This window comes from Paenibacillus sp. P4_A7 (genome assembly GCF_056402455.1).
Genome location: NZ_JBFUHJ010000017.1, coordinates 16,783 through 39,197 on the forward strand (window position 1 = coordinate 16,783; position 22,415 = coordinate 39,197).

Annotated in this window: 10 protein-coding genes; all 10 read right to left on the reverse strand. The window is 49.4% G+C overall.

Annotated elements, in window-relative coordinates; all coding sequences use genetic code 11:
- Positions 1-466 precede the first annotated feature (466 nt).
- Positions 467-775 (reverse strand): hypothetical protein, encoded by a 309-nt coding sequence (locus AC1DWN_RS04765; protein ID WP_477557793.1) that lies wholly within the window; start codon positions 773-775, stop codon positions 467-469.
- Between the two features lie 28 nt (positions 776-803).
- Positions 804-2,351, reverse strand: a complete 1,548-nt coding sequence (locus tag AC1DWN_RS04770) for a response regulator (RefSeq protein ID WP_477557794.1) — start codon at positions 2,349-2,351, stop codon at positions 804-806.
- Between the two features lie 15 nt (positions 2,352-2,366).
- Entirely contained in the window at positions 2,367-4,007 is a 1,641-nt protein-coding gene (locus AC1DWN_RS04775; RefSeq protein WP_477557795.1) for a sensor histidine kinase, read from the reverse strand.
- A gap of 60 nt (positions 4,008-4,067) precedes the next feature.
- The gene (locus AC1DWN_RS04780; protein WP_477557796.1) at positions 4,068-4,910 is read right to left on the reverse strand and encodes a carbohydrate ABC transporter permease; all 843 of its coding nucleotides are present in this window, start codon (positions 4,908-4,910) and stop codon (positions 4,068-4,070) included.
- Positions 4,910-5,782, reverse strand: coding sequence for a carbohydrate ABC transporter permease (locus tag AC1DWN_RS04785; RefSeq protein WP_477557797.1), 873 nt, complete (start codon positions 5,780-5,782; stop codon positions 4,910-4,912). Before AC1DWN_RS04785 ends, AC1DWN_RS04780 begins: the two co-directional genes overlap by 1 nt.
- A 63-nt stretch (positions 5,783-5,845) precedes the next feature.
- Entirely contained in the window at positions 5,846-7,213 is a 1,368-nt protein-coding gene (locus tag AC1DWN_RS04790; protein WP_477557798.1) for an ABC transporter substrate-binding protein, read from the reverse strand.
- Between the two features lie 240 nt (positions 7,214-7,453).
- On the reverse strand, positions 7,454-8,851 hold the full coding sequence (locus tag AC1DWN_RS04795) for a family 20 glycosylhydrolase (RefSeq protein ID WP_477557799.1): 1,398 nt from the start codon (positions 8,849-8,851) through the stop codon (positions 7,454-7,456).
- Positions 8,844-11,375, reverse strand: a complete 2,532-nt coding sequence (locus AC1DWN_RS04800) for a glucosidase family protein (RefSeq protein ID WP_477557800.1) — start codon at positions 11,373-11,375, stop codon at positions 8,844-8,846. The genes AC1DWN_RS04795 and AC1DWN_RS04800 overlap by 8 nt, the downstream gene beginning before the upstream one ends.
- A 331-nt stretch (positions 11,376-11,706) precedes the next feature.
- Complete coding sequence (locus tag AC1DWN_RS04805) at positions 11,707-15,741, reverse strand: discoidin domain-containing protein (protein WP_477557801.1); 4,035 nt, start codon at positions 15,739-15,741, stop codon at positions 11,707-11,709.
- Between the two features lie 216 nt (positions 15,742-15,957).
- Positions 15,958-22,260 (reverse strand): S-layer homology domain-containing protein, encoded by a 6,303-nt coding sequence (locus tag AC1DWN_RS04810; RefSeq protein WP_477557802.1) that lies wholly within the window; start codon positions 22,258-22,260, stop codon positions 15,958-15,960.
- Positions 22,261-22,415 lie beyond the last annotated feature (155 nt).

Sequence of the window (22,415 nt, forward strand, 5' to 3'; positions counted from 1 at the left end):
GATGTTCTTCTTTCATGCGCATGAGACTCCCTTCCTGAGATAACCCATTTCACCTTTCGGGTTTATAGGGCATCTCTTTACAGTTTTTTATCCTGTGCAAGGGCGGGTCTCCCCAGTTCACTGCATTATCTTTCATACCATGCCGATCCCTCTACACCGGAGGACTCTTCACTGTTGTTCCAAGTTCTTCACAGTTTCCTTGGCCTTCATCATTATGTTGGGATTCGGCTTCCTCTTCTCCCTCTTGCGAGGCCTTTTTGACGATGCGGCAGGATTCACTTGATGTTACGGCCTGATATGTCGTTCGCCCTGTCTCTGACASGTACTTTCGTCGATGCACTTTTACGCACAGATTTCTCCATACGCAAGCATCCTAGCTACAAGAGTGTCTTAGTCCCTCTCTTGGTTGGACTTTCACCAACTAGATAATGCGTGCCTCTGGGTACGCAAAAAAGGAAAAGAAGCCTTAACGATCAAGGCTTCTCTTAATTGTAAGTTTGTTATGCTGCAGACTCTGCATTTCTTGCTCGGGGGCGAATTCTTCGCGAACGGAGTCTTGATCGTATTTGACCGGATCGGATCTAACAGCTTCCAAAAGCGAAAGTGCTTTAGCGGGATCTTCTTTTAACTCAGCAATATGTTTAGCCCAAACGCCTTGGGGACGCATCAATTCGATGGCAAATCTTCTGATATTCGCATCTTCATCGCAAACCCAATCTTTCAAAAAATCGAACGATTTCATTAATTCCTTGGAGATTGACACTCTTACGGACATCCATGCAATCTCGCGCACCCCAAACGCATCAAGTGATCCGCCGATACATCACAGCATATTCCATTGGATTAATCCCTGCATGCTTCTTAAATACTTGGCTAAAATGAGCCGGATCCTTGAAGCCCACTTCGTAGGCAACCTCAAAAGACTTCTTATCACCGGAGGAGAGAATCCCCTTCGCGACCTCAATCCGGTAGCTCCACAGCATATCACGAAACGATTTTCCGGATTTCTGTTTCAGAATCCGACTCAAATAAGAATAGTTCATATACAACCGCTCTGCGATCATCTGCAGCGTAATCTCTTCATGGTAATGGGCTTTAATCATGTATTGCACTTGCAGCACAATGCGGTACTGGGGGTCCTTCATTTGCTCCCGAATTCTTCCCGCCAGCTGCTTCAATTGCTCTTCCAAATACCGGAGTAAATCGGAGAGAACGTTGAATTGCATCGCGGTATTGTGAATTATAAACCAATTGTACTCTATCGAGTATTCTCTTGAAATACGCTCAGAAATTTCCAACAGTTGCGCAGCCATTCGCTGAACCTGCTGCCTGTTCATCCCCTTCTGTAGCGATTCCTTGTAGCATTTTCGAATGAAATCCGAAATATCTGCATCTTCTCCTGAAGTATATAGTTGCTGAAGCTCAATCAGATTCCATTCACGTTCGCCCATATTTCCCAACTTTTCCGCACCGATAATCGCTTCGTAGGAAATAATAGAGCCCTTGCCGAGCAGAACGCGATAATCCATGCATTGTCGTGTATCCACCATCGCTTCTTTGATTTGAAGAAGGGATGGGATCAAGCGGCTGATCCCAATGGACACGCTATAAGCAAATTGCTCGCTGCACAGCTTCAACAATTGCCTGGAAGCTTCGAATAACGAATTCCGAAAGGTCTCCTCTGTTAGATCAGGATCGTAAAAAGCAAATACTTGCAATCCTTCCTGAGAGATCACATTCCAGGTGGAGATCTGGTGCGAATTCATAATTTGCAATACGACTTCTCTAAGCGCCAGTTTAGAAAACGGCAACCCCTTATGATAGAGAAGCTCAATATTATCGATTTCTATTGCCAGCATTGTTACCGGTCGATGGGCCAGCCCAATGTCCGCAAGTTTTTGTGCTTTCTCATCGCAGCTCAGTTCCGGGTTCTGCAATTTCTGCACGATTTCTTCCTGCTTAATATACTCGCTGTCGCTCTCCAGGTTCCTGTTCCTGATATAACGAACGCAATCAATTAACTCAGTCGGGAGAAACGGCTTCGTAATGAAATCACTGACTCCCAGCTTCAGCGCCTGCTTGGCATAATCAAATTCGTTGTATGCGGACAGAAGAAGCACGGATAAATTCGGTTTGATCCCCTTTGCTCTCCGTATAAGCTCCAAACCATCCATTCCCGGCATGCGAATATCAGTAATGAGCAGATCGACATTGTGCTCGGCCAGCAGTCTCAGCGCTGTCAATCCATCCTCTGCCTGCCCTACAATGGAGCAGCCCAGCGACTCCCAATCAATAATCTCTACGATATGATTTCGAATCAGATGATCGTCGTCTACAATGATAACGTTCATTCCGCCCACCCCACTCTATGTATTCGAAAACATAATAGGCAAACAGAATCTGGCCACCGTATGGCCCTTCTCGTTGCGCAGCAATTCCAAGCCGTATTCATCCCCGAAGTGGAGACGAATTCTGGATCTGACATTAGCTAATCCTGTTCCAGTTCCCGTAGCCTTATAAGCCCCCTGATCTTCAGGTCCTGGTCCATTGTTCGTAATGTCGACATAAACGCGATAGTCCCTCTCGTAAGCTTCGATTGCAATTTCTCCATTGTTCGGCAAATGGTCGATCCCATGAATAAATGCATTCTCAATTACCGGCTGAAATATTAATTTGGGTACGAGAATCCCTTTTAACTCATCTGCAACTCGAATGCTGTACTTCAAACGATTTTCATACCGGTGCTGATGGATTTGCAAGTAAACCTCGCTGAATACCAACTCCAGCTCTAAAGTAACAAAGGGCTCGTCCGATGAGATAGAAAAGCGGAAAATCCGAGAGAGCTTGTGGATAATAGGAGGAATCTCTTCACTTTGCCCTTTCTGAGCCAAAATACTGACATACTCTAATGTATTGTATAGAAAATGCGGATTGAAGTGGATTCGAATGGCCTTTAGCTCCGCTTCTTTCTGCTTGATTTCGCTCTTGTACACCGTTTCAATAAGATGCTTCGTTCTCACAATTAACTTGTTGTAGCTACTAGAAAGAATGCTGACCTCATCGATAGTATTAATATTTTCGATCAATTGGTAATTCTCTTTCTTGGCAAGCTCCATGAGCCGACTTAGCTTAAGAATCGGCCTCGTAATTTTCCGAAGAATAAAAAAGGTAATGAACATAACGAGAATCCATGCCCCAATCGTGATGCTGACCGAAAACCAGGCTTGGCGGTCGATTTCACGAATCGCTGAGTCCTTCTCCTCCAGGCCGACATAGTGAAAATCGGATACTGCAGACTGGTAAATATGCTCGATCGTATTTTTATCGTTTGCCGCTCGGTACAATCGACCTATCCTCTGAGGGTCTTTGCTGTACAAAATAATATTGCTCCTCGTAATGATGTGGAAATCCCCAGGGTAATCGACAAATAGCTCGTGTACCTTCTCCATGTTCAATGCAACTGCGAGGAGTCCAATTTCATCTGTTTGCGCCTCGTATTTTTTCACGGCAGCAACCATTCTTCCCCGATCGAGAAAAAAAGCCCATTCCGGCTCTTCCAGGCTGTCATAGGGCATGAGTTCCAGTGCCGGTCTGTACTCAAGACTCCATAACGGCTCAGGCGAATAGGCATTGCCTTGCTTATTATATAAAATAACAGCATCCACTAAATCTTTAATATTCGTTCTCATATTATCATATTCGACCGCCAGCAGCTCCTTTACCGTCGTCTCCACGGAAGTCCGCTCCTGCTCGTCCAGCGGGTATCGCTCCGACATGGAAACATTGCGCAGGAGGCGAATTACAGATGCATGACTGACGATATCCTTCATCTTTTGTTCATGTTGAAGCAGCAGCCGGTCGAACATCTCGCCCAGATCAGTTACGAGCTGATTAGCCGTCTGAGACTGGATGACACCCTTCTCGACGATTTCCTTCGAGCGCAAATAAAACGTCGAGCTGACCACGATCAGCGGAACCAGGGTGAGCAAGGAGTAAACGATCACCATCTTATAAAGTAGCCTGGAACGTATGCGATGAAAGATTGTACTCACCTCCTTGTCACAACTTTAACCCTTGATCGCGCCAACGACAAGACCTCTGAAAATATATTTCTGCGTAAAAATAAACAATACGAACAAGGGGACAGATGCGATGACACTAAGCGCAAAGACTGGACCGTAATCGATGGACTGATTGTTCGCCTTGAACTGTACGATTTGCGACATCAGCGTCATCTTGTCCGGATCCTTCAAGTACAGCAGCGGACTGAACAAGTCGTTCCAAAATCCGTAAATATTCAAAATGAAGACTGTGCCCGTCGCCGGAAACAGAAGCGGAAAAATGATCTTCCAAAATGTTCTCCACCTTCCGCAGCCGTCTATGCTCGCGGACTCTTCGATTTCTCGCGGGATCGATTTCGTGAAGCCCGTATAAATAAACGCGGCGAACGGAATCGCCCCGGCCGTGTACAATAAAACCAGGAAGGTTCGGGTATCGATTAAATGCGTGGCCACTGCCAATTTGAACAAAGGAATCATGCCGGTTTGAAGTGGAATAACCATGCCGGATAAGAAGAACAGCAGCAAGCCTTGAAAAAATTTATGCCTGGAACGCGCGATCATATACCCTGCCATGGATGAAACAATCACGATCAAAATCAAGGCTCCGGATGTAACGATCACCGTATTGAAGAGCCCTTGCCATACATCGACCTTCGCGAAAGCTTTCTCGTAATGGCCCAAATAGAGCGACTTGGGCAGAGAAAGCGGATTGTAAAAATCTTTGGGCGATTTGAAGCTGGCCATGATGAGATAGAAAATCGGATAAAGGAATAAGAGAGCGACTGCGATCATGAGCAATTCAGTAGCAAGACCCGCTTTATTGCGGCCTGAAGTGGATGCTAAGCCCATTATAATTCAACCTCCTTCTTGCGGGTTATGCTCAGTTGAATAAAGGTGACGATCATAATGAAAATCATAAGTACAATACCGGCGGCCATTGAATAACCGTACGTATTTCCCCGAAAAGCGGCATTATAGATGGCCAGTGTAATCGTGTACGAAGCCGTGCCAGGCCCCCCATTCGTCATGACGTAAGGAATATCGAAAAATTTCAATCCGCCGACAATGGTCATGAATGTCACGATCGTAATTGAAGGCATAAGGAGCGGAAACGTAATATGCCTGAACTGCTTAAAGCCGCTAGCACCGTCTATCGTGGACGCTTCGTAGATATCACCAGGAATCGTTTGCAAGCCGGCAAGGTAGACAACCGCGCAATAGCCGAGCGCCTGCCACTGGGAGAGCAGCACGATAGCTGGGAAAACCGTCTTAATATTTCCAAGCCAATCCTCCGTCCAAGCTTCCAGGCCTATCGCGTTCAAGACGGCATTGATGACCCCGTCGAATTGAAACAGATTGCCCCACACGACTGACGTTACGACAAGACTGACGACCACAGGCATATAGAAGGCGACTCTCAAAAATGAGCGGGTTCGGAATGTGCGATTGAGCAGCAAGGCTAGCAACAAAGCGAGTGAGTTCTGAATCAAAATGCCGAATACGGTCAACATCAGCGTGTTTTTCGCCGCCTGCTTCATCTTGGAATCCTCAAACAGGAACGTGTAATTATCCCAACCGACGAATTTCGGCGGACGAATCGAATCCCATTCCGTAAAAGAATAATAAATACTCTGTACGAAAGGATAGTAGACGAACAAAGTAAATAAAACGGCAGCGGGCAGAACGAACAATAAACTGGTTAACCATGTTTTGCGATTCATTGCGTATGATCATCACCTTTACGGACAAGTCCGGTCAGCGGAACCGACCGGACTTGTTATTATTCATTCTGGTGGCAAGACGACGACACCCTTATCTTTCTCCAGCGTTTTCTGGGCTTCCGCCAGATCGCTTGCATTGAATTTGACGCCAGAGACGATCTTCGTAACCGTTTCGGTCAGATACGTATCGACGGAAGGTGGAATGTAAGATCCGACCCCATAGGCGGCATCGCCTTTGTTCACCGCATCCAGCAAATCGTTATAAGCCGGAATCGGATACGTCACTTCGATGCCTTTTATCGCTGGAATGTTGCCGTTTCCTACGTTATAAGGTCCGTAAATTTCCTGGCTTGCGATCGTCGCGATCAAATCCTTGGCAGGCTGCATCAATTCTGTCTTGGCATTGATCGCCAGGGAAGCATCGGCCCCAAGCGCCAAATTGTAATAACCAGAATCCGATGCGAGAGGCATATATCCCACTTCAAACGAGGCGTGCCCTTTCGTGTTGAAGTTTTCGGCTGCGGTACCTGGCATCCATGGTCCTTGCGCGATCATCGCCGCTTGTCCCGACGTGAACAACTCTGCGGACTGAGGCCAGTCGAGGCTGAGCGCCGTTTTGTTGAAATAGCCTTTTTGCGCCATTTCCTGAATGTTGTTCATAACGGCTTGCACTTCGGGACCGTCAATCTTTTTGATTCCGTCATACAGGTCTTTACCGTATGTTTTGCTGCTATCATAGCCATAGGATTGTAGCCAAAGGCCGTAGAACAGGGATGCGGTCCAAGCATCCTTGAAACCTGCCGCAACAGGTGTAATGCCCGCCGCTTTGATTTTCTCGGCCACCGCTAGAAACTCTTTCGCGTTCGTCGGTACGGAGATGCTTAAATCGGTGAATATCTTTTTGTTGTACCAAACGCCGCTCGTGGCTAGACCCATCGGCAGGGCATACGTTTTGCCCTGGTACATCGCGTCTTTTTTGCCGCCTGGCTGCAGTTGGCTAGCCCATGGCTCATTGGACAAATCGGCCAAATAACCGGCATCTACATACTGCGCAGGTCCCTGAAGGAAGATGACGTCAGGTGCAGTTTGGGAGGCGAACTCAGCTTTCAGCTTATCGAAATAAGTCGCTCCAAGCAGAATGTCCCATTGAATCGTAGCGTTCGGATATTTCGCTTTGAAGCTCTTATCGACATCTGTTTTAAATTGCTGCATGTGCGGGCGATCGTCGATAAACCATGCGCCGAGGCGAATCGTAAACGCTTCTTCGTTCGCCGTAGGGCTTTCCGGCGCTGCGGATTCGCTCGCAGATGTTGTGCTTGTAGGTGCTGTGCTCGTCGCTGCCGATTCATTTCCGTTATTGTTCCCGGCGCATCCCGCAATAACGCTGATCAGCATCATGAGCGAGAAAAACATGATTAATGATTTTTTCATCTTCTTAAAGACCTCCCAGGTTGTTTTCAAAATATAGGAAAGTATAAGTTACACGCTTATACGAATGCCTATATTTCATCGTGAAACGAGCTTTTTCCTCCAAAGGACGGCGACAGCCGTTTACACTTGTTCAGGCTCATGATCTAAGCATCATATCTACCTTATTTCTAGAATAACCCCATTTGCCCTAGCGTTGAATTCGCTCATTTTACTATTCCTAGGCTGAATTTTTCTTAATGTCTAAAATAGATTGTTCAGAAGTTTCATAGCCTTGCGGTCCTGCGTTTCCAGCCTGCTCGAGAAATCCAACCAGTCAGTCCGATGCTCCACATTCCAGACTCTCTCAACCATCGTCGGGACACGAAGATGGAGAAATTCAATCTCGTTCTTCTCTTCATTTTCCCAGGAGCAGAACATGGCTCCGATTACGTTTGCATTTTCATCCAATTGAATGGGCTTCAGATGCGCTTGCGATTTCTCCCACCAATGCTCCCAACGCCTCACGTTCCAGCCGTAAATATGCTCGGGAGACCAGCCCGCGTTCGATGTCACATAGAGCGGCTGCCACGATGCGTTGATCAATGGAYATCCTGAAGATGCCAGATCGTCTGCGGTATGATAATAAGACTCCCAGGCGACAACCGTCGTATCTTTCGGAATCTCGATCCCAGGTTCCGGAGAGAACCCTTCCCAGACGATCGGTTTCCTGCCGTTGCGCTTAACCATATCGATTGCGCGCACAAGGAAAGAACGCAGCAATCCTTCTGGATTCGCCATATTCAGTTCCTTCATCCGTTCGCAGCATACCGGGCAGTTATCGAAGATGTCCATCTTAGACTCGTCACCGCCAAGATGAATATACCGGGAGTGCTTGAACACCCCACACAGCTCGTCCATTATTTTTTCAACGGCTTCGTATACTTCTTCATTCCCCAGACAGATCGCGTTCTCATGTTCAGCACCTCTGCCAGATGTGAAGAGATCAGGTTTAGCCTGATTCAGAATCTCGGAATGTCCAGGCAGGTCGATCTCCGGAACAAGTTCAATGCCGCGTTGATGTGCGAACTCGACCAGATCCTCCAATTGCTCTTTCGTATAGTGTCTGTCGGTCGTCGCAATATTAGGAAAGCTCTCCAGCGGAAAAGTGAAAGATTGATCGTCCGTTAAATGAAGCTGCAGATGCGAAAGCCTGTAAAAACGGCATAGCTCGACGGCCTGCTTCACACAATCGATCGAATGCCAATGTCTGGCCAGATCGAGCATTAGCCCTCTGTACGGCAGATCCGGTTCGTCTTCAATGACACCATACGGCAAATCGCCGCATTCGTTCACCAGTTGAAGCAGCATTGCCGTGCCGCCCGCTACGGCCGAATAGCTTCCGCCAGTAACAACGACGTTCCCGTCAATCGCGACTCTCACCTGTTCTTCTCGAAACGTATCGTCGATCCGCAGCACTACCGTCGTATAGTGATCATCTAATTTAGTCGGGATCGCGCCTTGCAAAATTTCAAGCTCCCGTTCGAATACAGGAATGATTGCCGTTAACCGCTCATCCGCCGCCACGATGCAAGCGTTTCGCAACGAAGTCGTGCCTTGATTCTGTTGAACCGATTTTGCGACCGGGATTAAATTAAACATGTCCATCCCCCGCTTGCTCATAATATAATTTTACTTCGGCATTTCCGGTGAAATTTTCAATGCATATCACTTCCCGTTCGTCTTTATAAACGCCGCCTTCGGCATGTATCGGCTTCTTTCCTTCGGGATGAGGCAGCCGGATACTTACGGAATGCGGCTTTCTAGCGTAATCGCATTCGATTCGAGCAGTAATATACCCATCTTCGAGACGAGATTCGACATGGAGCGAAAATGCGCCGAAATAGCTTCTCACGTTCCGAATGTCGATTTTTTCGCCGTTCTTCAGCCATTTTCTTGGAATGCCGGGCAGCAACTTCAGTGTATCCGCTTCCTCCATATAAAGCATCCAGCGGGTTTGCATCAGAAACCACGCTTCCTCGTGCGTCTTGTGCGGACTCGCGTGCCAGAAATGTTCCCAGAACGTATACGTTTCACGATCAGCCAACCCGGCTACCGCGTTGTAATAAGCTTTCAGAAACGGCTTGACTTCCCCTCGCTTCAAATGCGTCCAAGGATGAACGCTGTAGTAGTGCTGGCTCAGCGCGACATTCCGAGAACACATCAACTCGTTATGGTAATTCAGCATATAGCTGACCGATGATTCGTCCGGCTTCAGCACTTCATGGAAGACTAGATAGAGAGGTCCCAACAGCGAATCCCTTGACACAGCTGATCCGTGCGTCAGCCACTTCCCGCCCCCGGCGAACAGGCTCAGAGGTCCGCGATACTCGACCCAAGGCGCTGCCGTAGGCACCCAAGTTCCGTCGCCGATCGGCACGACGGGCGATTGAATGACGTTTCGCTCGAATGCCGTTCGGATTTGTCGCTTGAAGTCTTCCGCTTCTTCAAGAATGGTTGCGGATAGGTCCGGATCGGACGTCTTGAATATTTCAGCCAAACGGCTTAATCCCATATAAGCATATCCGTTCAGCATGAAGGAGTGGAAGGGATCCTCGGGATCAGCCGTTTTGCCGTCGATCATCCCGTAGCCGCGATCGATAAAATTATCGGTTTTGTTGCGGTTTCTCCATTCGACAATGTATTCGTATGCCTTTAATAGTTTCAGTTTATATTTGTTTATCCAATTGTCGTCCCCGGTATAACGGTAATGCTCCCCTACACACCAGAGAAAAGCACCCGTTTCCAGCATATAGCCGTTAAAGTTCTGGATAAAGCCATTATCGTGCTGCTTGTCGAGGAAAAATTGCAACGATCTTGCGGCGATGTCTCCCCAACCAAAGGAGTCCATGAATTGGATGATCGGCGCGCTTTCCGAACCGATTGCCGTATAGACGCCTATCGTCGGCAATAAAGTACCTTCCGGCTCGGTTCCGTACGTTATCAAATCCAGATGAAGCAGTCCAGCCTGAATCATCTCTTCCAGCCTTTTCTCCGGAAGTCTAACTTGCGCCGCGCTGGAGAGCTTGGACTTCCAGTACTGCCGGCATTGCTCCAAGCGTTCTTCGAAAGGCTGCGCGATTAACGCGGCGGCCCTGTTCTCGGATATCGGCCGATGCGGTACGAAAAACTCGAACACAACCGTTTCCCCTGGCAGCAGCAGCACCGCCGTTTCTTCAGCGCTCAGCGGAGCCCCGTTCTGCCGGGTTACGCAATAGACGCGATCGGCCGCATGCATCGCAAACCCGGTCTCGCCCTCGAACGTGTACGGCATGCTCTGGGCAAGCACGTTCGCGTTCGGGATCGGGTTTTTGAACCACGCGTATCTCGGGACGGACGAATGATTGGTCACCTTAGCTTGGTTATAGAGCACCGTCTCTTCCTCCGCGTTCAGGACATCGTCGAGCTGCCGCAAACGCTCGGCTTTTTGCTCTTCCGTATGCATAAACCCGTGTCCGTAACCGTCGGCCACTAGATAAGGTGTGCCTTTCACGTTGGCTGCATACAGCTCCTGATATTCCAAGGAAACGAAAGATGTCGTCTCATACACCACCTCATCGTCCACGATCCGACCGTGTAATATCGGATAAACGCCCTCGTCCAATTTTCGGGATACGGCATGCTCGTGCCCGATTCCGCGTCCAAGCATGTAGTGGTATCGCACTTGCTTTCCTTCGTTCTCGGGCAAAGCTGCCGGTTCCCCATGAAATCGGGGTTGTATCCAGTCCCATAGCTTTTCCGTATCATCCACGTTCCGAAAGCCGACTTCGAAAATACGCACGTCTCTGGATAGGCCAAGCCATGTCGGAGCAGTAAGGCTTCTTGCCGTGGCGGCCGCTTCCGTGAACGACTCCTCCGGTTCCCGCTCGATCTTCTGCAAATTCGTCAGCAGCTTCTTACTCTCGATACGGCGCTCAATTTCTTCGTAAGTGCTGAAATCGCGGGCTTCGGTAACGACGACGCCGTAGTCCGGAATATAGATGGGGTAGTCACCGTTCACGTCTTGCGCGAAAAAACTGAACGAATGGCGATCGGCAATAAAAGTGATGATCGGTTTATCCGATGCCACACCAGATGCGGATTCGACCTCTAACTCCAAGCGGAAGGAGCTTCCTTCTCCGTACAAAAGCCGGCCGTCCGCGAATTTCGCGTCGCCCTTTGTAAACTTCCCGCGTAGGATCTTCCCCGAAAGAAATAGAATTTCGCCTTTAACCGGATTGTAATTCCATTCGATGGCGATTTTGCTATTCATAGATATTGCCTCCCTTGACTCTGATCCTCATGCATATACAATGATCAGCTTATAACATGCCGACAAAATAAAGAATCGCTGCGTTTTACTACATCTAGGCTCTTTTTTGGTTTTTGACAAAGGTCAGACATCCATTTCTTGCAGGCGCCTAAGCAACAATCATCCGGAGCACAGCCTATAATTCTGAATTTGTCCGTTACGATCCTCATGTACCATGAGTATATAAACTCAGTACTTCCGCAGGGGTTAATGCTTGACCATAGACTCTTACCTGGTCGATTTTCCCCTTCAGGAATTCGGTATTGCTGCCGTACTTGTACCCGAGCCGGATAGGCGACGTTTCGTTCACGATGCTGCCGGAAATCGGCTGCGTACCCGTGCCTTCCAACTGCCCGTTGACGTACACCTTTACACTCGATCCATCATAAACACCGACCAGATGGACCCAAGTATTCGGAGTCAAGGCGGTCGTGAAATCAGCCACCGTGCCGACGCTGTACCAGCCATTGTTTGCCGTGGCGACGACGAAATGCCCTTGCCCCGCGGAATTGATCACGAAACGATAAGCACCGCTTATGGACGCTTTATCGACAGGGAGATAATGCGTCATTGGCAGTTGGGACAAGTTAACCCAAGCCGCGATGGTAAAGCTGCTCATACCGTCTAAGTTGCTCCCGTCCGGAATGTCAACGTAATCGTCCACGCCGTCCAAGCTTACCGCGGCGTTCCGAATGCCGGACGTCCAGGAAGCGCCGCCAACAAGCGTACCCGTATTCCCGTACCCTGACGAATCGCTTGTGGTCGCCCCCGTGCCTTCATCCAGCTTCCAATATGCGTTCGCGGGCCGCTCGCCGTATACGCGGAATTCCCTGCTCGTTGCCCAGTCGCCGGTCGAAGATTGGGTGACAATCAGCTTTACGTATCTTGCCGAGCCGTTAACACTTTCGATAATATCCGTTCCATTTACGCCCGCCCCGGTTCGGTCTACCAGCGTGAAATAAGTGATGTCGTCGAGCGAACCTTCGATCTTATACTTCCAAGTCAAATTCGGCGTATAGAAGATCTGGTTAATATAAGTCAACTCATACGTTTGACCCAAATCCACCTTCAGCCATTGCGGCATCGTTCCGCTTGTCGCGCTCCAATAAGTGACAGGATTTCCGTCCACAGCCTTTGAAGCTTCCGCCCCGGGGTTCGCGGTCGAGCTCGCGACCGTTTTGCCCTGCGAGAGAAGGATACCCGGGATTTTTTTGCCGTATAATTTGAATTCCTTACTCGAGGCCCAATCACCCGTGGACGATTGCGTGAATGTCAGCTTCACGTATCTGGCCGAGCCGCTCAGGCTTTCCGCGATTTTCGTCCCACGAACGCCGACGGCCGTACGGTCAACAAGTGTGGTATACGTCATATCGTCGAGCGAAACTTCGATTCTATATTTCCATGTTAAATAAGGAGTCACAAACGTTTGTTCTGCGAAGGAAAGATCGTAAGCCGCTCCCAAGTCGATCTTGATCCACTGCGGCATAGAGCCGCTCGCAGCCACCCAAGATGTCGACATGTTTCCATCAATCGCTTTCGAAGCCTCAGTGCCCGAGTTCGCCGACGAAGCGGTCACCGACTTGCCTTCGGACAGTAAATCCGAAGAGAGAATGATATACTTTTGTGTCATCGCCTGACTACTCGCATGGCCTCGCTTCTTCACGATCGTCTTTAAGGTCATCGTCCTGTCGATGACGATCGGCGATTGATAGTTCAATCCGTTCGTATCCGTCGGCGTGCTGCCGTCGAGCGTATAAAAGATTTGCGCATCGCTCTCGCTGGTCGATAAGGCTACAGTTTGCGCGGTCGAATAAAGGCCCCCACCAACGTTTGCCGACGGCGGCGAATCGACCCGCTTCGCATAATATTCCATCGTTACGACGCTGATCGCCATCCCCGATTTGACGGCGATCGCTTTAAGCGTCTTCGACTCGCTTATACTAATGGCCGATCCGTACGGCGTACTGCTCGTCGTAGGAGACGAACCGTCGAGTGTATAATAAATCGAAGCGCCTGAAGTCGAAGTCGTCAACGTAATCGTCGCGTTTCCGGAGAACGTTCCCCCGGAAACGCTGGCAACAGGCTGAACAACCCTGTTCGTTATTTTCTCGACGATCAGTACCCAATCTTCGGTAGCGCTAGGCTGTGCAGGAACGCTCCATTGCCCTGAACCGCTCGGTAAAAAACTTCCGTTAATCGTCGTATATTTCCCGTTCCTTGTATTGAACCATCGCGCCATATACGTGGTCGACGGGGACAACCCGCTGAGCATTCCGGTATAGGTGCCGTTATTCGAAGGCAAGTAAGCCAGTACGAGAGACCGGTCTCCGTTCGCCAACTGGGCGGGTTCTTGTGATCCCGCTGGCGCCCCGCTCCATGCGATTGCCGTTACGGGAGTAAGGGACGGCCAGTCGATGCCGGCGAACAAGTCCTTCAAATAACGCATCTGCATGCCGGCTGCGTTATCGATCGCCACGTACCATGGCGCCGGGCTATTCTGGCTCGCCTGCCATTCGTCCTCAGGGTTCCATGTTGCTTGCCAAATGCCGTTGGCGCCATAGACATATCCCGCTGCTCCGTTAAACAGCGATTTATACGCCACTTCTCTCGTATAGGAGGTCGGGAGATCCATGATGTTCTCGTAGTTGAATTCGGCTTCGATTATCGGTTTGGTCGGCGTTTCATTGTATTGGCCCAACCAGTAACTGTTTGCTTTTAAGTACCCGTGCCCGCCTTGCAGGTAATCGATATCGTAAAACGTTTCGTTGCGGTAGCGGTTGTTATTATTGGCCGTGTTATGGAGCGTAATCGCCCGATTGTAAGCATCGTTCGATCGGATATGGGACGCGACTTCTTTCCAGCCGTCGGCATATCCCAAATCGTACTCGCCAGCCGTGTACCACATGACCGGGTAAGCGCCGTAACGCGCTGCGATGTATTTTGCGATTATCTTGTAATCAACTGTGTTGGCCGCCTCCAGCATCCTTCCCCAATCTACGCCCAGAGCGGAAATCAGCCCTTTGTCCGCGAGATATTGGATCCTTAAATCGGCATTTTGCCAGAAAGAAGGATTCAGCTCCTTAAACAATCCTCCGTTATTTATCACTTGACTGGCGGAGTCGTAAACCTTCAGCTCCTTGACTGATGCGGTGGAAGCTCCAGACCCCGTAATATACAATCGGACATACCTTGCGGTTGCCGTCGTCGTGTCTGTGAACGTATCGCCGGACACGCCGACCGTTCTGTCGATGATCGTAGAGTAGGCGACGCCGTCGGACGAACCTTCTATTTTATATCTCCACGTATCGGAATTTCCGAACTGAGTTTCCACTTTGCTTAACGTCTTGTTTTGTCCCAAATCGATGTAAATCCATTGAGGAAAAGTGCCGTGCGATGCGACCCACTTCGTTCCCGTATTGCCGTCGAACGCTTTATAGGCGGTATATACCCAACCATCGGACGATGCGGAGGGCAGCTGGAACGAGAAAGAAGATTGGCCATACAGATACCCGGTACGGTTCCAAGGGTGTCCGCCTTCATTCGTCGTTCCGTTTGTGACGATATCGCCGGCTTCGCCCGAGAAGAAATTCATCTGGTATACAGTGAAGCCTTGAGCAGCTCTCGTGTCCGCCATGCCTTTGAACTCAGAAGCCCATCTTCCGTCGTTGGATGCGAACAACCTTTCCCTACCGGACAATCCCATCCAATGCGTATCACCAAGCCAAAAAAAGGGCGTCCCGTCCGCATAAGTCAAATGACGGTTACTCGAACTCTTCTTCAAGCTCCATCCGTGCTTGTAAATCGGCAGATTGCCAGAATAGGCGCTGCTCTCTACGGTTCCGGTTTGGCTATGGAGCCCTGTGTTCGTCGCATCCGAGGATGAAGTCGCATATGTCCAAGTCCCGGTCAGTGTAGGCGCAAATCTGATTTTCCACGTATTGTCCCCGTCCCAGAAGCCGGGAACGGTCATGACGGTGCTGCCAGGGCCAGTAAATGTAGCGCTTACATCCACGTCGAGATAGGGGTTTGCATACGTTTTACTGCTTGTCAGCGTAATTTCGACTGCTTTCCAGTTCTCTGTCGTGAAGGAAGCCGCATAAACGTCGGATCTGGATGTAACACTGGACACGATAAACAAGAGAGCAGCCAACAAGAGCGAGGATACAACCGTGGTGATCGTCTTCGTGAAACGTTTCATCATTCCCATCCCCTTCTGCTTTGTAAATTTAAGCAGCAATTTCTGCCTGCTTAATCTCCATTCTAGAGCGTACGCACCTATTATCAATGCAGCAATTTTACTTTGTTAGGTCTGATCTTTACTCGTAAGTTGCGGTCACTGCAATGTAATTTCTGATGTTCATGTGAATACGGCACAAACCGTCCGGGTTTTTCCCCGGACGGTTCCGCTAATGCCTTCTTAATACAAATACGTGAACAAACGATGGACCATAACGGCGGCCTGCGCTCTGCTCGCTTGGCTTTTGGGCGCAAACTTACCGTTTCCTTGCCCCTCGATCAGCCCCAATTTCTGTATCGCCTGCACCGCTTCCGAAGCATAAGGTGATATTTCGCTACCATCGGAGAACGGCGCTGCGTTCGAATTCCCACTGGCTTCGTGCTTCAAAGCTTGCAGCGCTCTGTATGAGATAACCGCCATATCCTGTCTCGTAATAGGATCGATACAGCCGAAGCTGCCGTCGGACTTGCCTTTGGCGATTCCGAGCTTATGAGCTGACGCCAGACTGTTATAGTACCACGCTCCCTCCGTAACGTCGCTGAACGTAAGCTTTTTGCCGCCATCAACGAGATCCAGAGCCTCCATCAGCATTTTCAGAAACTCTGCCCGCGTCACTTGATCGTTCGGTTTGAACTGCTGATTACCGTTGCCCGCTAACATTTCTCTTGCCGCCAGTGCTTCAATGCTGATTTTCGCCCATGAAACAGATACTGCGTCTCTGAAGATCACTTCGTTGCTCATCGCGCCATATTTGCTGAAATGTTTCGGAGAAAATACCACCTGTCCAGTCGCGGTATTGTACTTACCATTTTTCACAATTTCGAGCTTGCCGCTATCGTTAATAAAATATACGACCACTTGATGCGGATTCTCACCCGGTTTAAGTGCATAATCAATCGCAACTTTGACAGATTTAGTTTTGAATTGATCCACGGTTTTGCCATCCAGTTGTAAGCTGAAGTCATAGACCGCACGGTCTCCGAGCCGCCGCTTGACTTGCTCAGGCAGCGTGGACACGTCGACTTTGGATACGGACACTTCCAAATCACCAGAATCCGATTCCGATTGCGTCCCCACGAGAAGACTGTCAACTGCAAAAATCAGCTTCACAGAGCCGATATCTACAACAACCGTATTTACTCCGGTAAGCAAACCGGCTTTCAGCTGCTTTACGGGTATCACTACCGTTATTTGTTTGGCCGCTTCCGCACCGGACACTTCAATCGTTACTTCGCCATTGGCGGCGTGACTTACGGCATTACCGAACGTAGCGCTGTCGATCCGAATCGCTGCCGTGCCGCTTTCATCAGCCACTGCTTTAACCTTAATGATGGCCGATTGTTCCGGCGTCGATGTCGGTGTCGTCTGCTGCCCGGGATCCGGCGTCGTTGCAACGGTAAAGTTGATCTTGTACTCGGCAACCGTTGTTCCGTCTTCCGCGGTAACCGTGATAACAGCTTTTCCTGGCAAAGAAGGTGCTTGCGCGATTGAAACCTGGGCCCCGCCGTTCATCGTCGCAGCCGTAACGGTAGGACTTGCCGTCGTCCCTGTCGGCAGCACCACGTTATAGCTTGTAATGCCCGGATCAAAGCCGCTTAGCGCTTCACCACCGATGGAAATTCCGCTTAGTCTCGCATCGTGGGACTGCGCATCCCGGTATACTTCGATACTGCTAATGCGAGTGATGCCAAGCCGATCTCCCAAGTAGCAGATGACCCTGATCTTGCTTGTCGTAATATCATCTGTTAAGACCGTTGCAGATGATAGTAGATTATCTTTAACGGAATATATCGTCACCCACTCATTGCCGTTCCAGTATTGAATGTCATAATCTCTCATTTGGAAACCGTTAGGACCCGATCCAGTCGAATACACTTCGACATGATTAAAGGTCGTTGGCTGCGCAAAGTCGACTTGCAGCCATTGCGGATTGGCATATGAGGTCAACCCCATAATCGTGTCGGACGCCCAGCCTGCCCAATCGCCGTGCTGGCTCGTAATCGCTTTGGCCGGACGGTAGCCGTTGCCGTAATCCGTCGTCGATGCGGTGACTGTGGCTCCCGTTAACAACGGATTCGTGATGACGTCGTTAAACGGCGGAATGGTGAAATCATACGATGCTTTAAGGCCCGAACCGTCCAGAGCGGTTGCAATGACGCGAACCGTTCCTTCGTCAATTGGTGTAACGACACCATATTCACTAATGTGTGCCTTGTTCGTGGGCGTCTGGCCATCCGATTCGTATACTTCCCACGACACCCGCTGGTCTAACGTATTTCTTGGCTGGAAATAAGGCAACAGTTGATTGCTGACCCCATCTCGTTTGATCGTAAGGCTTTGCGCTTTCGCAGGCGGATTCGGATTGTCTTGTCTGACGATAATAACCGTTTTAGAAGCCTTCCGTCCGTCATTCGCGGTAGATGCCACCACCCTGACAATTCCGTTATTCATCGCCGTCAATAGCCCATGTTCATCGATTGCGGCGAGGTCCGTAGCCGTGCCATCCATATTTTTAACTTCCCAGGTTACATCTTCGATGTTTGCATCCGCGATCGCGGCCGACATCTGCAGCGTTCCGTCTTGTGTGAAAATCGTCGTTGCGTTGCCCTCGCTAGATACAACCAAATTTGAAACAAGCGCCGATTCGCCCGACGTAGCCAATAACACCCAGTCCTTGCGATCCGACCTTTCCGGCATACTCCACTGTCCGTTCACTGGCGTAATTTGATCGGAGATCAGCGTATATTCGCCCGTCCTTGTGTTAAACCACTGCGCTTTATAGACGGTGTCCGCCATATTTTTCAAAATACCCGTTTTCTTAGAATAGCTTGTGAAATAGGCGACGTACGTCTTGTTGCCGTCCGTAGTCACATAGGAGTTCGGGCCATCGTCCAATTCGGCATAGGTCGTATCGTTAAAAGTAGGCGTCAGCTTCCACCACGCGAGGCTGGAATAGAAATTTTTGAAATGCGTCATCTGACTTCCCGCAGGCGCATTCAACCCGTCGAACCACCGATAATAAGGCCCGTAACGGAACCAGCTATCCGGCGAATTATTGAGCGCCCATATGCCTTGTACGCCATATCCGTAGCCGAACGAGCCATTCCCGAACGCTCTATAAGCGGCTGCGCGAGCATCATCAGACGACCTATTGTTAAACTCATAACCCGTTTCATAACTGACAAACGGCTTCGTAATGGGATAGTTCCAGTAGTATTCGAACACATCCTTCGTGGTCACGACCGTTTGCCCCGCGAACCAGGAGTGATAGTCTTTATCTCCCCATGCGGTAACGGGCGTTAAAAGCGTCTGCATATGCGCGCTAAGCGGATGATTATACGCGTCGCTATCATGCAGCGCTTCCGCTAGCGTCTGCCAATATTGCGGATCGATTTCGCCGTAAAAGTTCGGATCGCTTTCCTGGGCGACCGTCCATAGTACCGGATAAGCCCCGTATCTCGCTTGCCAATATCGGCCGAGCTTCTTAAGCAGTTCATGATCCGTCACATTGAGCACTGGCGTGAACGTATACGAAGCATTGGCATGAACAAGCCCGGCATCAGCCACGTATTGAAACTTCCTGTCGATATTGTGAAGGAACGCAAGATCTCCCTCGCGTATGCCTTGCGTAACGTCCATTCCGATGCTCGTCATATTAAGCGGCTCCGATTGATAAACCGTATACCCTTGGCTTGCGCGATGGTCAACTCCGTATTTGAATTGCGAGTCGATGCCTTCCACGTTGGAGGCTTCAAAATCCTCTGCAGGCATAAACCAGTGCGTATCCCCCAAATAGAAGAAGGGTGTTCCATCTTGATAAGAGAAATGATGCTCGCCGGGCACGGTCTGAATAAAACCTTTCTTGTAAATGTCCAGCGCTCCGCCGTAAGGTACACTTTCGAAAGCGATCGGCGCGCTGACGTTCAGTCCGGTGTCGGTTTCATCGGTCGCTTGCGTTGTGACTGTCCAATTCCCGACAGCCGTCGGCGCAAAACGCACCTTCCACGCATTGCCGCCGTCCCAGAACGCGGGACGCGTCAGCACTTCGCCGCCTGGCCCTGTAAAGGTTGCCGTTACTTCCACGTCCATGAACGGATTGTTGTACGTATTGGAACTGGTCAGTGTAAATTCCATGGTGCGCCAAATCTCAGCGGCTGAGCTGATGTGCACATCCGTCGTGCCAACAACTCCGGAGCCGTCAAGCGCTGCCGCTTGAACCGTCACGATACCGGGTGCGATCGCGGTCAGCAGCCCGGTTCCCTTGTCAATCGAAGCTTCGCCGGTTGAACCCGAAGGCGCATAGACGCTCCAAGTAACACTGGTGTTTTCTGCGGATACGTTACCACCACTTGCAGCTACGGATATTCCATCCCTCGTTTTAACTCCAAAGCTTGCGGCAGACTCATCTTGCGAAAGCAAAGCGGAACCGATAATCGGTGATAATAAATCCACGATCTTTTGAATTCCACTATCATTTGGATGAATGCCATCCAAGTAATCTTCCGAGTTCAACCAACCGGTCGTATCCACGTAATGAACGTCTGGATCTCCGGCCGCGATTCTGGCATCGACGGCACTGCTGACGAACTGCTCTTTTTGTCCGCCAAATGGCCTTATCGCATAGATCGAAGCGCTTGGATATTGCGCACGAATATTACTAAGCAGGGTGACGTACGAACATTGAAATTCACTATCGGGTACCCCTGCCATCGCATCATTCGTACCGATATTCACCACAACTGTTCTAGGCGTATACGTATTGAAGTCCCATGGAGCGGATGATTGAACTTCGATATTTTGCGATTTAAAAAATGCGGTTCCGAGTCCTGTCGTATTGATGGTGTTCCGATAGCCACCCGGCAAAGAAATGCCGCCATGGGCGATCTGAGTATGCTCTGCTCCGATCCGCTCTGCAACAAGCCACGGATAGCTTTTTATCGGGTAATCCGAAGCACCGTATCCGACGGTAATTGAATCTCCGGCAAACTCGATAATCGAAGGGCTTATCGAAGGAATTTGCGTAGTTGCGCCGTCCTCCAACAGGAAACCCCGAAACTGAAAGTTCCTTTGCCCGTCCCCTTTTGGTACGAGCAGCATGGAGTGGACGCCCTCACTTAACGGCGTAGGCGTTAAATCGATCGTTGCACCGGGAACTGCTGTAAAGTCGACAAAATTGCCATCATCAATTTTCACCTGGAATTCCGTCGGCGTATTTCCTAAAACCGCCTTTATGGTCGTGCCTGTGAAGTCTACTTTCAAATAGGCACCCGACCAGTAGCCCGTTGAGAAATCAGTAGAATTGCTTTTATCCCATCTTCCAAAATATTTAATGTTGGAATCGCCCGGAGAGCCTGGAGGCGTTTTTAAGCCGTACTGAACTTCCGCATTCATTTGCATCGAAAATCCTGTTAGAAGTTTCCCGTTTACGGGGCCTGTTATTTTAATATGGCTTGCATCCAACTTTTTCGAAGAATAAACTTGTACCTCATAAATATTTGCCCAATCTTTAGTTGTGAATCTAACATATCTACCAGAAGTATTAGCCGGCAGGAGCGCGCCGAATTCGTTCGGTTGCGTCATGCTGTCCGTGGCCGACGTATCTTTCAAGTACTCGTTCGCGGCTCCGTCACCACTGACGATTTCAGTCCAATTCGCGGAGTCATTGGAGACGTAAACTTTGTTCGTTCCGTCCCACAAACGATTGAACAAAATTTTGACGTATTCCAGCGGAATGTTTCGGCCCAAATCGATATAAAAATCAACCGCTCCGTATCCACCTGCCATCGTACTCTGATTACCATCCGTTAAATTGTTAGGAGTGCCATCGTTAAACTGCATGCCATTATATCCCGTTACAGCCATGCCCTGCGAAACCAGGTTTAATCCGTCGGGCTTATCCGTATAGACTTTTCCAACGCTCTCGCTGGAATAAACTTGAATTTCGAAAAGATCCACGTACCCCGCTGACGTGGTGAACCTTACGTATTGTCCGGCAGTATCTACAGGCAGCAAAGCGCCGAGCACGTTAGGAGTCATGATGTCCGTGGCAGCGGTATCCTGCAAATACTCATGCACGCTGCCGTCCCCGCTGACGACTTCCGTCCAAATTTTCGCATCGTCGGAAACATACACCTTATTCATACCATTCCATAAGCGCTTAAAGTGAATTTCAACGTATTCCAGCGGCATTTTTTGGCCCAGATCGATATAAAAGTCGAGCCCCCCGAGTCCTCCGGAAAATGTAGCCAGATTACCATCCGTCAAATGTTCCTTAGCCCCGTCCATATTGCCTTGCGCCGGATCATTGAAAACCATTCCGTTGTAAGCGTATACAGAAGATCCAGACGAAATCAGACTTAATCCGTCGGGCTTCTCTACATAGGATTTGTCAGCAGATGCCGTTACGCCTTCAATAAAAGGCAGCTGGAATACCAGACACATTACCAACAGGCTACACATTAACGGTTTCAATTTCAACTTCATGACCTCACTCCTCATTTTTGAAATACAACCCTGATCGTGAACCAAAGTAACTCAATCTTTATTCTAGCGGATACTGGATGATTGCAAATGCGTGGATTTTACTTCATCTGGTCTGATCTTTACCTCTTGTCGTTTACTTCATTCTGATTTTTTAC